Raw genomic sequence first — 14,812 nt, 5'->3', positions numbered from 1 at the left:
CGCTAATGAAATTTAGCGGCTTTTAAAGCAGGCCTAACGCTATTTAAAGGCGCGTTTTACGCAGTTTGATTTTAAAAAGATCAGGCTAAAAAATTTAAAATCAAAAAGCACGGTTAGCTATTGTCAAACACTGACGGTCGCTTTATGATGATATATGTATTATTTATATTACAAATAAAAAGGTTAGCTCACAGTGGAATTAGCAGATAACGAATACGACCTACTCGTCGTCGGTGGTGGTGTAAACGGCACAGGAATAGCAGCTGATGCAGCTGGCAGAGGTTTAAAGGTACTTTTGTGTGAACAATCGGACCTTGCTTGTGCGACATCGTCAAATAGTTCTAAGTTAATCCACGGTGGTTTACGTTACCTTGAGCATTATGAATTTAGATTAGTAAAAGAAGCTTTAGCTGAACGAGAAGTGCTGCTTAAAAATGCCCCTCATATTATGTGGCCACTTACTTTTAGATTACCACATCAGTCGCATTTACGCCCTGCATGGATGATCCGCATTGGCTTGTTTATGTACGACAACCTAGCCAAGCGCGAAACACTGGCTGGTTCTCGAGGCATTAAATTTGGCGAAAATAGCGTGCTAGAGCCATCTATTGTAAAAGGTTTTGAATACTCAGATGGATGGGTTGATGACTCTCGTTTAGTTATTTTAAATGCCCTTTCTGCACAAGAAAAAGGCGCTACCATTGCTACACAAACCAAATGTGTAAAAGCTAAACGTGAGCAAAATAAATGGCAGGTAACGCTTGAGCAACAAAATACTAAAAGTAAATACACTGTATCAGCTAAAGGCATTGTTAATGCAGCAGGTCCGTGGGTTGCAAAATTATTTGATGAAGCGCTAATTGAAAAATCACCACAAAATATTCGCCTTGTAAAAGGCAGTCACATTGTAGTGCCTCGCATTCACGACGAGAAAGAAGCCTATATTTTACAAAATAAAGATCAAAGAATTGTATTTGTTATTCCATTTGAAGATGACTATTCGTTAGTTGGCACAACCGATGTAGAGCATAACGGCGCAGCTCAAGATGTTAAAATTAGTGATGAAGAAATCGATTACTTAATCGATATTACTAACAGCTACTTTAAAAACCACATTAAACGCGAAGACATAGTTCATACTTTTTCGGGTGTACGCCCGCTATTAGATGACGAATCTATTAATGCGCAAGCCGTTACACGTGACTACAAGCTAGAGCTTTCAAGTGAGGGTAAACACACTCCATTATTAAGCGTATTTGGTGGAAAAATTACCACTTACCGTAAACTGGCAGAAGCCGCTGTTGATAAGTTAGAAGACTTTTATCCGCAAATGGGTAAAGCATGGACTAAACACAGTGCATTACCTGGTGGCGACTTTGATAATGTTGAAGCACTGACTCAAGAGCTTAAATCTTTATACAACTGGCTACCAGAAGTGACGTTGAAGCGTTTTGTGCGTACGTATGGCACACGTACAAAAATTATTTTAGGTAATGCCACACAACTCAGTGATTTAGGACATGACTTTGGCCATGGCTTATTTGCTGCTGAAGTTGATTACTTACTAAAACAAGAGTGGGCTGGTAATGCTTACAACATTTTATGGCGTCGCAGTAAACTGGGTTTACGTTTTAGCGATGAGCAGATTACAGTTTTAAATAATTATATTGAAACACGCTGATTAATAAGCTGTTTCATTATCACTATTTCCCGTTTTCCCCTTTATAGTTAACAAGCTATAAAGGGGTTTTTATTATTAGCTATTCAGCCGACTGGTATAAATAGTTAAACCCACTAAGCGTTGCCGATTTAATATCAAACTCACTACACTGTACCCCTATTTTTGTAAGCGCCTTGGTAAAACACGTGTTAAGTTGCTTAGTACCAATAACCACAACCTGTGTGTTGCTAAGTAGTTGCCATTCACTTGCATAACGTGCTGCGCGTACATCACTGCCTATTAGTACGCCCGATAGGTATGCTTTAGCTTGAACTGGGGTTAGTTCTTTGGACAATTGGCGTGTTCTTACACTAAAAATGCCATGCGCTAAGTTACCGCTATCACTGCCCAAAGTTAAATCGCAGCCTTGTTCAAACGCTTGCCAATCAAATTCACCTTCAGCGCAATCATCAGGAATTAATACGCTTTGATGACATAACAGGTCGTATAACTCACCGGTCATAGCGGTTTTAAAACATATTATTTTACCATTGTTAATTAGTACCCACTTGGTATGCGTGCCAGGTAAACACAGTAAAATCTTACCCGTTTGATACTGCTCGTTTTGTTTTAAAAAACCCAGTATTTGTAATTCTTCACCTCGCATGACATCAATTAGCGTGTTTTGTAACGTGCATTTTGTACCTGGTAAGGCATTAATGGTGTGCCCTTCACATTCAAAGCTAACAGCAGCATCAAGCAAGCCTTCAGGGTTAATTGGGCACTCTAGATAAGGGGTTTCATGCCAACCAATCGTTGATGTAATTTGGCCTGCAATATAAATAGGTAGTACACCATATTGCGCTGTCCAAGGTGTAATTGCGTGAATGAGTGTTTGTTGAAAGTGTTGATTAACTTTTACAACGCCAGGCCCGTCACATTGATCAATTAACGTTAACTCACTGCCCTCACCTACTTTACACAAGTAAGCACGTAAATGACTTGTACCCCAGTCAACGGCTATAAACAAAGTTGAAGTAGTCAAACTTTAAAGTCTCCCACCGTCAATTTTAATGCCTTGCCCGGTGATCATACTGCTTTCATCGGCGGCTAAAAATAGCGCTAAATTAGCGACGTCGTCTGGCGTTACTAATTTTTTAAGCGCCATAGCTTCCATCCATTTTACTTGCTCTTCTTCGGTGAACCAGCTTGCTAATTGGCGCTCGGTTGCAACCCAGCCTGGTAATATGGCATTAACGCGAATACCAAACTCACCATAGTCACGAGCGAGTGCTTTGGTCATACCTATTAAACCCGCTTTGGCGGTTACATAACCTGCCATTTGCGGTTGACCCATAATGGCATTAATAGAGCTAAAATTAATAATACTGCCAGCACCTTCTTGTTGCATAAACGACATAGCTACTTGAGAAGCAAAAAAAGCAGGATTTAAATTAATTTGTAAACACTGGTCCCAATCTTTAACCGTCACGTCTTCACTGGCTTGACGACGGTCGTTTGCCACATTATTTACAAGTACATTTACGCTACCAAGGGCAGCACACGCATCGACCAGTGACTTTTGCAAAGCGTTCGAATCAGTGACATCAACTTGCCTGTACCATAAATTAGCATCGGGTAAATCGCTAATGAGTGCTTGCGCCGCTTCATCATCTATATCAATAAATGCTACTTTGGCTTGCTGTTTAACAAACGACTCAACCATGGCTCTGCCAATGCCTGACGCACCACCAGTGATAAAAATAACCTTGCCAGAAAGACTGTGATATTGAGCTTGAGTGTTCAAAATTAAATTTCCTTGCAGCATGTTTTCAGTTCAACTTAAACCCTTTAAAAACGATTACTTAGAGAAAAAGAGCCAAACCAAGTTGTTATTGCTGTGTTAAAATAATTAGCGATTTAAAAGTTTATACCATATCCTTACGTACATTAATATGATATATGATATATAATTAAGCAATAATGAACTCGGAAATTCGCACGATGAAAACTCAACCTCGCCAAAACTTAACTCACCAACTAACCCATGATTTAGGGTTTGCAATAGTTCGGGGCGTGTATCCTGTAAGCGAAGGGTTACCATCGGAAGCTGATTTATGCGTTAAGTACGATGTAAGCCGCAGTGCAACGCGCGAGGCAGTAAAAATGCTCTCTGCTAAAGGGCTTATCTCATCGCGTCCAAAGCAAGGTATTCGTGTATTACCGGAAAGCAGTTGGAATATGTTTGATACCGACGTACTTCGTTGGATTTTAAGCAGCAAACCGTCACTATCATTATTAAAAGAATTTACCCAAGTACGTGTTGCACTTGAACCACAAGCAGCCGCGTTAGCCGCAATAAGCGCTACGCCAGAGCAGCTTGCAGAAATTGATAACGCACTTGCGCGCATGGCTGATGCCGATGAAGGGTTAGACGATCCGTTAGAAGCCGACATCGCCTTCCATACCAGCATTTTAGTAGCCAGTAACAACCGATTTTTTGTACAACTGACTGAATTTATTAGTACAGCTCTTAGAGTTAGTATTCGTTACACTAACCATATTAAAGGTGTACCAGGTGCTGACGTAACTAAACACGCTGACATTTTAGACACAATTAAATCAGGGAACCCCGAGCGCGCTAAAAAAGCGGTCGAAACAATTTTAGAAGAAGCGCTAGAGCTCATCGAATCTAAACTCGATTGATGACTAAAAAAATATCTTTAAAAAAGGGAGCTACTTAGCTCCCTTTTTACTGCGAATTATATTTTAAGCTTTGTTAAGCTCAAAAATAAGTGATGTTTGCGGGAATGAAATTGGCATTTGTAGGCCAAATTCCATTAACGCTTCACCCGTAAAGGTTTGCCCGTTGACGGCGGCAATAGACGAAGGGCGGTATTCTTCAAACTTAACAGGCCACACTAAATTAAGTGTGTACTGTGTATCTGCATCCAAACCAACAAAACGAAGCTTATTAGGCGCAGTACGCGGTGTTTCGCGCACGCTGTTATACGCAAATAACGCTTTTGATTTTTGCTCGTCGATTAAACCAAAGTTAATAGATAAATCGTCACTATCTAGGCGGTATAAATCGGCAGCATGAATAAAGTCACGGTGCTCTTTGTGCAGCGCAATAGCCGCTTTAAGCGAATTGTATTCGTGATCGGTGAGTTCACGTGGATCCATTTCAATTCCCATGTGGCCAAACATGGATACCGCAGCACGCATTTCAATGCTCACATTACGCCCTGTAATATGGCAATCACGTGGGCCTACGTGTGCACCCATAACCGACGATGGGAAGAAGAACGAACAACCACGTTGAATTTCAAGACGGTCAAGCGCATCGTTAGAATCTGACGTCCATACACGGTCTGTGTGTTCAAGCACACCATAATCTACACGTGCACCACCTGAAGAACAGCTTTCTATTTCAAGGCCTGGGTGCGCCGCTTTAATGCGATCGATTAAGCGATAAAGTGCCAGTGTTTGCTGATGTACCGCAGGCTTACCATCAAAGTTACCCGCATGGTTAATATCGCGGTTCATATCCCATTTAATATACTTAATTGTTGGGTACTCAACCAAAATATCGTCAATGGCTTTGTATAAATACTCAACCACCTCAGTGCGCGTTAAATCAAGCACAAGTTGGTTTCTAAAGCTCAGTTGCTCGTTATTTTCTGAGCCTAAGACCCAATCAGGGTGAGCGCGGTATAAGTCGCTATCTGGGTTAACCATTTCTGGTTCAAACCAAATACCAAATTCCATGCCTAAGCTATTTACATGATCGATGACTGGCGATAAACCATCTGGGTAAATTTCGTAATCAACTGTCCAATCACCTAAGCCTGCAAAATCACCGCGGCGACCTTTAAACCAACCATCGTCCAGAACAAAACGCTCAATACCTAATGGTGCTACTTTATCGGCTAACTGCTTAAGCGTATCTACATCGTGGTCAAAATAAATACCTTCCCACGTGTTGTAATGCACCGGGCGTGTTTTTTCGCGCTGTGCTTGGCTAAGTAAATTAGCCTTAACAAACTGATGAAAATTACGCGAAAGCGCGCTAAAGCCGTCGCTCGAAAACGAGCCATAAATACGTGGGCTTTGATACGTTTGGCCTTTAGCAAGGGTTAGCTCGCCCGGTAATAATAACTCACCCATTTGCACATAACGGCGCCCTTCTGGTAGTAGCTCAGCGCGTAGCTTGTTGTTACCACTCCAGCCTAAATGAAAGCCATAACACTCGCCTTGTTGCTCGCCTGCGCCTTCGCTATGAACTAATAAACCAGGGAATACGTCGTGCGATGTTTTACCTTTACGGTTTTCACGTACAAAGCTGCCAAGTACTAAATCGACAGATTGACGTTGAAACTCGTTTGACCAACGCCCTTCAAAACTTATAATTTTGTTCACGCTATCGGGTAGCTGGAATGTGGGTGCTGCACAAAAATTAACGCTGAGTGGTGAGTCACTTAAATTAGTTAATACCGTATGCGCGCTTAACACATTAGTGTTGTTATCAAGCGTAATACTATGAACGACTTCAATTCCACGTAATGTATCTTCACTTACAAACTCAAGCGTTGATGATGATGGCTGGCGAACGTCTTTTAACTTTGGTCCTACAGACCAAGCAATAGAGTCGTTTACAAGCTCAAGCCCAGGTGCACCTGTAAAGCCCTCACCTAATAATGGAGAAAGAGAAATAGGTGCTTCTTCAACTACGGCACATTTTACTTCTTGACGAGTAGCAAGCTGAGTAAGCATTAGCTCAGTTGTTTGCTCTGATAGGCGTTTCCCAAAATACAGTAACGCAGGTGTTTTACTTTGACAGTTGAAAATAACGGTGCTGTTTACACTGTCTAATCGATAAAATGATTTAGTGTTGGCCATGATTTTCCTATCCTCTTATTCATTGTGTGAGTGATTAATATACCGAGATGATGTTAGCGATAGGCGTTAACGCGATCTCTAAAGTGTTCAGGCACAATCTATCAGACAGCGACCATCAATAATATTATATATCATATAAATTGAGTTTTAATAGTTTTTCTATCGCAAATACTGAGATAAAACCACTGGATATACCACTTAGGTTTCACTTAATGATTAACTATAGTGGTAATCACATTGTTTAAAATAAAAAATCGGCCAAAGCTTTACTTTGGCCGATTGTATTAACGTCGGTTAGTTAACGTTTATTCTTTAACTGCGTTATCAATCGCAGGTGATTTACCCGCCCATTGTGCGGTTAACCCAAACACAACTTTATTCACTATTAACGCAAAGACTACACATACAATAAGTGTAATTGGCATTAGGTGAATGTAATGAATGGTTGTATGTAGCGGTGAATTTTCGAATGTCAGCATGCCATACATAACAACACCTAAAATAACCGCAGCGATACCTGCGCGCGCATCCACATTTTTAAATAATAAGCCCACTACAAAAATTGAGAATATAGGCATACTTAACAAGCCGTTTAACTGTTGTAGTAAGTTAATAATGCTGTCGGCTTGCTGATAAATTGGCACAAGCACAAGCGTTAAACTAGTAAGTAATAACGTAACATAGCCACTTAGCTTTACTACACTTGGCTCTTTATTAAAGTACGCTTCGTGAATATCACACACGTAAAGTGCCGTAGCCGAGTTTAATAAGCTGTTATAAGTAGAAAGTACTGCCGCTGCCATTGCTGCCGCAAATACACCTGTTAACCATGCTGGCATTACATCGCCAACAATACGGCCGTATGCAGCATCACCAATATCGCCATATAACTTGTAAGAAATAATACCTGGTAGTACAACAATTGCCGGTACGATTAAAAAACGAATACCCGCTGCTGCAAATATCCCTTTTTGCGCTTCTTTAACATTAGGTGCCGCCATAGCACGTTGTGTAATAGTTTGGTTAGTACCCCAATAGTACATTTGAATAAATAACATACCTGTTAATAAGGTTGGCCAAGGTATAGGTGAATCAGGCCCGCCAATTAGTGTTAAGCGCTCTTGTGGGATACCGCTAAAGTCGTAATCAATTGCGTTAAGCGCTAAGAACACGACAAGTATTGCCATACCTAACACCAGTAGCCCGTTGTATGTATCTGACACCGCAACTGCGCGTAACCCACCAAAAAAGGCATAAATAGCGCCTACAATGGCAAAAGCGGTTGCTATATACATTAATGGAATATCAACTTTAAACATGGTTTGCATAAATAGCGCACCGGAATATATGACCGCTGGCATATAAATTAATGCATTTCCTAAAAAGAACAAGCCGCCAATAACGGCGCGAATATGCTTATTGTTGTAGCGCTTTTCTAATAACTCAGTGGTTGTTGTGCAGTTATATTTGTAATAAACAGGGATAAATACTTTAGCTAAAATAATCAGGCCAATAATGGCCGCTAATTCCCACCAAACCAATAAAGCCATTTGGTTACCATTCATTCCAACAAGTTGGTCGGTACTTAAATTAGTGAGGGTGATTGAACCTGCGACAAACATCCACGTTAAGCCGCCACCTGCTAAAAAGTATTCTTTAGTTTGGCTTTCCCCATTATTTCTGTTTTGTCCACGGCACTTCCAATAGGTAAGCCCGCCAATTAAGGCGGTTACAAATATAAAAACCACCAGCTGCAAAATGTTGTCTGACATGTGTGTCTCCTGCGTGCTATACGCAATGTCTTAATAATATAAATGTGCACTTTATAGCGCGTGTGTGTCGCGACTAAGCTCTAATTTTACTTGTGCTAGCGCCATTAAATCTTCGCGCTGATTATTTAGCTTAACGAGTGCATTTAATTGAAACAAAGAAATAAGCATGCTGTTAATAGCACTTAAATACCCTTGTTTTTGTAGCTGTGCGATTGTTGTACTATCTAGAGCTTGTAACTTGTCTTCATCAATCGTGCTTAAACCCTGAATTGTTTGGGTTTCACCCTGTTTAAACTGCAAAACAATATTAATGTCTTTTATTAGCCCTAAACGCACTAACTCTTGAGTAAACTGATAAGTTAAATAATCATTTTTTAAATCATTTTCTAACAGCTTTTGCTGCGAGCTTAGGTATAAACTTGGGTTACCCTTTGCATCAAATAATGCTTCACCGGAGTCTGTACTGATCGCTGTGTTTTGCTCGTCAATAGCAACAAAGTATTCGCTACTGTTTGCTTCTCGGGTCATTAAATATAATGGCTGAGTTTGCATACATACAGGCGTATAAAGTGCTAGCCATTGATCATTGTTTACTAACAAACTTTGCTGAGCGCTAAAGCTCGTTAGAGCCGATATGGTATAACTACCGTTTTGTGTATTACGCGCTAAAAAAACAGGTAAATCACAGGCGGCTTTTGCTACTTCACTGGCTCTTAAATTAATCAAATGCTGTGTTTTAGCGTATTCAAGCCCTGCGTTTGGGCAAATTTTTACTGCTTGGTGCTTTGTATTTAATAGCTCGCTAATGGCCATAATTACACATCCTTAAACTGGGTTAGCTGCTAACCACTGCTCTATATAAGCACGGTGTGGCGGCAAAGTTTGCAACATCTGCTGTGTAAGCTGGCTGTTACGTTCAATTATTTGTTTAGCTTGTGCATCTTGTGAGTACAAATATGCTTGCTTGGTAAAATCTGGCTTAAAGCCCATGCCGTATAAAACATACTGGTAGCTCGCTGCTGGAAAAAGCTCAAGCGCCCCATGAAAATCTTGGATAAGTGGGCCTCGGCTTTCCCATAACAGTAAATCATCTTTAAGACTTTGCGGTATAGTGTCTGGGTCAACATGTGCCTGCCAATATGGCTCAGGACGCTTGGTCAGCATGTAATGCAATTTTAAAAAGTCGATAATACGCTGCCAACGATAATCCATTTGTTCGTTGAATCGTTTAGCAACAATCGGCATTACTTTTGTGTCTGCTGGCATATGTTCTGCAACAAAGCGAGATGAAATTTCAACAAGCATAATAGCGGTTGCTTCCAGTGGCTCGACAAACCCAGCTGACATACCCACAGCAACACAGTTTTTATGCCAAAACTTTTCTCGGTAACCTGATTCAAAACTAATTTTACGCGCGGTTAGGCCTTCAGCAGCATCACCTAAATAATTGCGTAGGTTTTGCTCGGCTTCATCGTCTGATAAGAACTTGCTTGAATATACATGCCCTACGCCTCGTCGATGCGTTAGACCAATATCCCAAATCCAGCCTGCGTTTTGTGCAGTGGCAATCGTATGACTCGCAAGTGACTCATCGCCCTCTGCGTAAGGGACTTGCATTGCAAGTGCACTGTCGTTAAATAACACATGGTCCATTTTTTTAAATGGGATATTAAGCGCTTGACCTAATAATAATGAAGAAAAGCCAGTGCAATCTACATATAAATCGGCGTTTATAGTGCGGGTTTGATCTTTTAAGGTCAGGGTATCTATTGCCCCGTCATTATCTAGTTTTACTTCATCGACAGTGCCAATAACATGCTCAACGCCTAACTTGCTTTTACTATGCTGTTTAAGCATTTCAGCAAAGGCGCCCGCATCTAAATGATAGGCGTAATTGCAATTACCTTGATATTCACCTTGCGCAATGCCACGAGGTGCTAAACTAGCCTCACAAATATCGTGTTGAAAATTAGTTTGCTGTGCATAGTCAACAACATTATCTAAATAGGGCGCTAAATCAATGCGGCCATAACCCAGTGGCACTGTAAATGGGTGATAGTAAAAGTCATTATTACCATGCGTCCAATTTACAAATTTTCCACCTTGTTTAAAGGTTGCGTTACACGTTTTAAATACATCAACTTCGCGTAAACCAATTTGTTGAAGTGTGTTTTTCATGGTGGGCCACGTACCCTCGCCGACACCAATGGTTGGAATATCTGATGATTCCACCAACATTACTTTTAAGCCGTCTCCATTTTGGCTTTGATGATACGACGCAATAAGTGCAGCACTGAGCCACCCGGCTGTGCCACCACCAATTACCGCTACTGTTTTTACTGCTTTATTCATAATGGACTACTCTTTGAGTATTTTTGATAACGTTTTAGACAACAAATGCCCGTTAGGGCATTTGTATTTAACGTGCTCTCATTTTAATCAATGTGGTTATCTAATATACATCACCGATAAAATAACCCAATTGGTATTAGTGCCTTTGGCACTGCAATGAAAACAAAGAGGCGATTAATCGCCCCTTTATCAATTAAAACGATCCGCGAATACCAAACGCGTAACGTGAACCATTGTCTTCAACTGAGTAAACCTGGTTAGCAAAACGACCTGTTTGTACTAACTCTTCCTCAGTAATATTGATACCTTCAGCAAATATAGTGAAGTTTTCGTTAATATCGTAGCTTGCACTGATATCCCACTGACCGTAAGTTTCTACGTTCACTGGCTCACCATTGAAGCCATTATCAACTAAGCGTAAAAAGCCTTCACGGTTGTTGTATGCAACACGTGCTTGCCAGTTATCTTGCTCATAAAACAATACTAAGTTTTGTGAGTCACCTAAACCTTCAAGTGCAAATGTTTGTGATGTATCAGAACCAATGCTGATATCGCTATCTACTACTGTAGCATTAGCAATAAAGCCAAAGCCATTCTCAAACATATGAGTTACACCAATTTCGTAACCCGTTACTGTTGCTGACTCACCATTTTGTGGACGCGTTACAGTGTAAACTTCTGAGCTACCAACAAGTTCTTCATCTGTTTGGTCTGTACATGTAGTACACGCAAAATCAGGGCCGTTACGGTCAGACATGGTGTAAGTTTCTGCACCTGTTAACGTAACAATAAAGTCGTCAACTTCTTTACTGAATACCGCAAAGCTAAATAAGTTAGCATCGTTGTAGTACCACTCGTAAGAAATATCCCAGTTTTCAGATTGGAATGGCTTAAGTGCTGGGTTACCGCCACTTGCCGTTAAGTTTTGACGACGAGGTTCGTTAAACGTTGTTGCAGGCGATAACTGCGACATTGTTGGACGAGTAATACTGTCGTACGCTGCAAAACGTAATACCATATTTTCTTGAAGCTCAAGCTTCACATTCAAAGAAGGTAATAAGTTTGAGTAACTTGTACCTTGTGTAATGTTTGTTGCAGGACCAAATACGTTAGCAAATAACGTTGCATCAGATGTAGGTACTACGTCTGTTACAAAACTTTGAACTGCAGACACATCAATATCTGTCTCTGAGTAACGCGCACCCATGTTAACCGTTACAGGCATATCAGCTAGGTCAAAACCTATAGTGAAGTCCATGTATAAGCTAGTGATATCTTCGTTAATTGTGTAACGGTTATTTTGCAGTGTAGGTGTAACAGGGAAACCCTGATCCGCTAGGTAATCAAGCATTTTATCACCGTCGTAGGTGTAGAATGTGTCAATTAAGCCAGGGAAGTAGTTATTTGCTTGGTATGCTTCAAAATCAATTACATCAGTAGGCGCTTCAGTGCCGTAACCACAAAACTGACATTGGCTACCAAAAATTTGGAAGCTAGACTTTTCACGCTCTTGACGATAAGCACCAAAGTTAATGCGCTCTACTGGGCCTTTATCTGGTACGTATTCAAAATCGGCTTTCGCTTCTGTAATTTCGTCTTCGTTGGTAAACTGGTTACCCATTTCGTTGTAATGAAGGCGAGCAAGGCTTGGATCTGGAAGAGAGCCATTATCAAAACCATCATGCTGAACAGTTGGAACACCGCCTGTGCCATCAAAGCTGTAGCTGTTAATAATACCCACTACGTTAAAACGATCTCGACCAGCACGATCATTTTCAGCTGTTGAGCGAGATACATCAAATTTCGCTTTTAATGACTCGTTTACTTGCCAATCAACATTAATACCAAATGCTTTGTTAGTTACATCACGAGAGTTACGTGTATGAGATACAAAGTCACTTGCAGGGTTACCACTTGGCGCACCTAAACCTACATCTTGGCTAAACGTTAATAGTGTACCTGTTGCTTCATCAATTGTTGCACTGCCTACACGATCTGGTTCAAACCAAGATGCAAGGTCGCGAACTGTTGAATCAACTTCAAACTTCGAAATCAAACCATCAACCGTTACTGTAATGTCATCCGATGGTGCATATTGAAGCACTAGGCTTGCGTTAGTACGCTCACGGTCTTGCTCATCAACAACTTGGTCCCAGTTACGTGGAATGTATGCATTATCAAATAACACACCGTCTTGTGGGTTAGAAATTGTTTGGCCACCGCGCCAACCGGCTGTCAAAATTTGGTTATTTTGAAGTTTACGCTGCTGATTAGTAATAGCAAAAAGTACACCCAACTTATCGTCGTTAAATGTATTGCTTACTAAAAATGATGCCGACGGAGATACTTCTTCAGAAAGGCTTTCGTACATGCCTTTAACTGAACCAATTACATGCAAGCCACCAAAGTCAAAAGGACGTGCAGTTGTTACGTTAACCGTACCACCAATACCGCCTTCCTGAAGTAAAGCGCTATTACTTTTATAAATATCAGCACCTGTAATTTGGTCAGCCGCTAACACATCAAAATTGAATTCTCGCCCTGCACTATCAGTCGCAATTTGGCGACCGTTTACAAGAACCGTATTAAACTGTGGACCAAAACCACGAATTGTTACGGCTTGACCTTCACCGCCACTTCGGTCGATAGCTACACCTGTAATACGTTGCAGAGACTCTGCCACGTTTAAATCAGGGAATTTACCAAGATCTTCTGCTTTAATTCCGTCTGTAACAACATTAGATGCTTTTTTATCTAACATTGATGAACGTAAGCTGCTGCGTATACCCGTTACTGCGATAACTTCAACATCTTCATTTACTTTAGGTGTATCACCTTCCGCGCCTTGAGCTGCAACGCTACCGCTTGCCAAGATGCCTGTTATAGCAATACTAAGCGCGGTTTTCTTGTTGAACGATAACTTATTGTTAATTATCATTTTTTAAAAACTCCTGATTGTGTGTAGTCATTTTGTCGTTGTGATGGTTGAATAGCTTTAAAATTATTTCAAATACTATTTATATTATAAATACTTTAAACTAAGTAAAAGTGCAACCCTTTCCTTAGTTGTAGGCATTATTTTATTACTATGGGTTTTCTTTTTATTTTCTTTTTTTTAACATAAAACATCATGTTAACGTATTGAGTTTACTTACGAAAATGCATAAATAATAACCTGATTATATTCTTCATCAGGCAATAAATTAGCTTTAGGATAATTTTCGCGATTTGGCGCATCAGGCCAATTTTGCGCTTCAAGACACAGTGCTTGTCGCGGCTTAAAAGGAGCACCAACAAAGTTTGCTGTGTATAACTGCATGCCTGGCTGAGTGCTTTTGAGTGTTAAATTAATACCGGTTTGCTGCGACGTTAAAGTAGCCATGGTATGAAGGCTGTCGTCGTTTTCAAATACATAACAGTGATCTAAACCATTAGCTGCATCTAATTGGGTGTGACTTTGCGTTAATGCATCTTTAACTAATTTTGGCTTAATGAAATCAAAGCAACTATTTGCAACGGGGGCAGGCTCGCCCAATGGGATGCTGTGCTCATCAATGGGTAAATAGTGGGTCGCATTTACCTGAAGTAAATGGTTCTCAATAGTGTCGCTGCTCTCAAGATTAAAATAGCAATGGTTAGTGAAGTTAACGAGAGTTTCTTTATTGCAAGTCGCTTTAAACTTAAGTAGAAGCTGCCCATTTTCTGCAGTAATGGTTTGCCATACTTTTAACTCTCCAGGAAAACCCTCTTCGCCATCCACTGAGCAATAATAAAGCTCAACCTCACTGTCGGTTTGTTTGGTTACTTGCCAAAGTACTTTATTAAAGCCTTTAACGCCGCCGTGTAGGCTATTAGGGCCGTTATTTGCTTCCAGTTGATACTGCGAGCCAGATAAGTTAAAACGCCCTTCAGCGATACGATTAGCGTATCGACCTACTGTAGCGCCTAAATAAAATGGGTTTTCAAGATAGTACTGAGGATCGTCGACGCTAAGCGTCATTTCTTGGTTTTTAAATTTAATGCTTTTAATTATTGCACCAAATGGCAATATTTCGGCAGTTAGATTCTTAGAGTCACTAAGCTGTATAACCCGCATTGGTTCATCAATGGTTGTCATCGTCACGCA

10 protein-coding genes are annotated in these 14,812 nt (G+C 40.6%); 2 read left to right on the top strand and 8 right to left on the bottom strand.

Features of this window, described 5'->3' with window-relative positions; translation table 11 throughout:
* Nucleotides 1–193 precede the first annotated feature (193 nt).
* Nucleotides 194–1,681, top strand: coding sequence for a glycerol-3-phosphate dehydrogenase (gene glpD, locus CWB65_RS10750; protein WP_138740552.1), 1,488 nt, complete (start codon nt 194–196; stop codon nt 1,679–1,681).
* Between the two features lie 79 nt (nt 1,682–1,760).
* On the opposite strand, the gene CWB65_RS10745 is transcribed toward glpD, so the two are convergent.
* Nucleotides 1,761–2,705, bottom strand: coding sequence for a 2-dehydro-3-deoxygalactonokinase (locus CWB65_RS10745; RefSeq protein ID WP_010557677.1), 945 nt, complete (start codon nt 2,703–2,705; stop codon nt 1,761–1,763).
* Between the two features lie 3 nt (nt 2,706–2,708).
* Nucleotides 2,709–3,467: an SDR family NAD(P)-dependent oxidoreductase gene (locus CWB65_RS10740; protein ID WP_008127054.1), complete on the bottom strand. Its 759-nt coding sequence runs from the start codon at nt 3,465–3,467 to the stop codon at nt 2,709–2,711.
* Between the two features lie 197 nt (nt 3,468–3,664).
* Here CWB65_RS10740 and CWB65_RS10735 point away from each other — a divergent pair, with 197 nt between their 5' ends.
* Nucleotides 3,665–4,366 carry a FadR/GntR family transcriptional regulator gene (locus CWB65_RS10735; RefSeq protein WP_006791302.1) on the top strand — a complete coding sequence of 234 codons (702 nt, stop codon included), beginning with the start codon at nt 3,665–3,667 and terminating at the stop codon, nt 4,364–4,366.
* Nucleotides 4,367–4,429: 63 nt separating this feature from the next.
* Here the strand turns inward: CWB65_RS10735 and CWB65_RS10730 are convergent, their stop codons facing one another.
* From CWB65_RS10730 to CWB65_RS10705, 6 genes are all read right to left on the bottom strand, one after another.
* Nucleotides 4,430–6,562: an alpha-galactosidase gene (locus tag CWB65_RS10730; protein ID WP_138740551.1), complete on the bottom strand. Its 2,133-nt coding sequence runs from the start codon at nt 6,560–6,562 to the stop codon at nt 4,430–4,432.
* 305 nt (nt 6,563–6,867) lie between these two features.
* A complete protein-coding gene (locus CWB65_RS10725; RefSeq protein WP_138740550.1) occupies nt 6,868–8,334 on the bottom strand; it encodes an SLC5 family protein in 1,467 nt (488 codons plus the stop codon).
* A gap of 51 nt (nt 8,335–8,385) precedes the next feature.
* Nucleotides 8,386–9,147: a SapC family protein gene (locus CWB65_RS10720; RefSeq protein ID WP_138740549.1), complete on the bottom strand. Its 762-nt coding sequence runs from the start codon at nt 9,145–9,147 to the stop codon at nt 8,386–8,388.
* 12 nt (nt 9,148–9,159) lie between these two features.
* Nucleotides 9,160–10,686 (bottom strand): tryptophan halogenase family protein, encoded by a 1,527-nt coding sequence (locus tag CWB65_RS10715; protein WP_006791306.1) that lies wholly within the window; start codon nt 10,684–10,686, stop codon nt 9,160–9,162.
* A gap of 193 nt (nt 10,687–10,879) precedes the next feature.
* Nucleotides 10,880–13,624: a TonB-dependent receptor gene (locus tag CWB65_RS10710; protein ID WP_008127045.1), complete on the bottom strand. Its 2,745-nt coding sequence runs from the start codon at nt 13,622–13,624 to the stop codon at nt 10,880–10,882.
* 213 nt (nt 13,625–13,837) lie between these two features.
* Nucleotides 13,838–14,803 carry an aldose epimerase family protein gene (locus CWB65_RS10705; RefSeq protein WP_138740568.1) on the bottom strand — a complete coding sequence of 322 codons (966 nt, stop codon included), beginning with the start codon at nt 14,801–14,803 and terminating at the stop codon, nt 13,838–13,840.
* Nucleotides 14,804–14,812: the final 9 nt, after the last annotated feature.

The sequence above is a fragment of the Pseudoalteromonas sp. S554 genome (genome assembly GCF_005930865.1).
Lineage (GTDB): Bacteria > Pseudomonadota > Gammaproteobacteria > Enterobacterales > Alteromonadaceae > Pseudoalteromonas > Pseudoalteromonas marina.
Note: the sequence above shows the minus strand (reverse complement) of the source record. Positions and strands in the feature narration are given on the sequence as shown.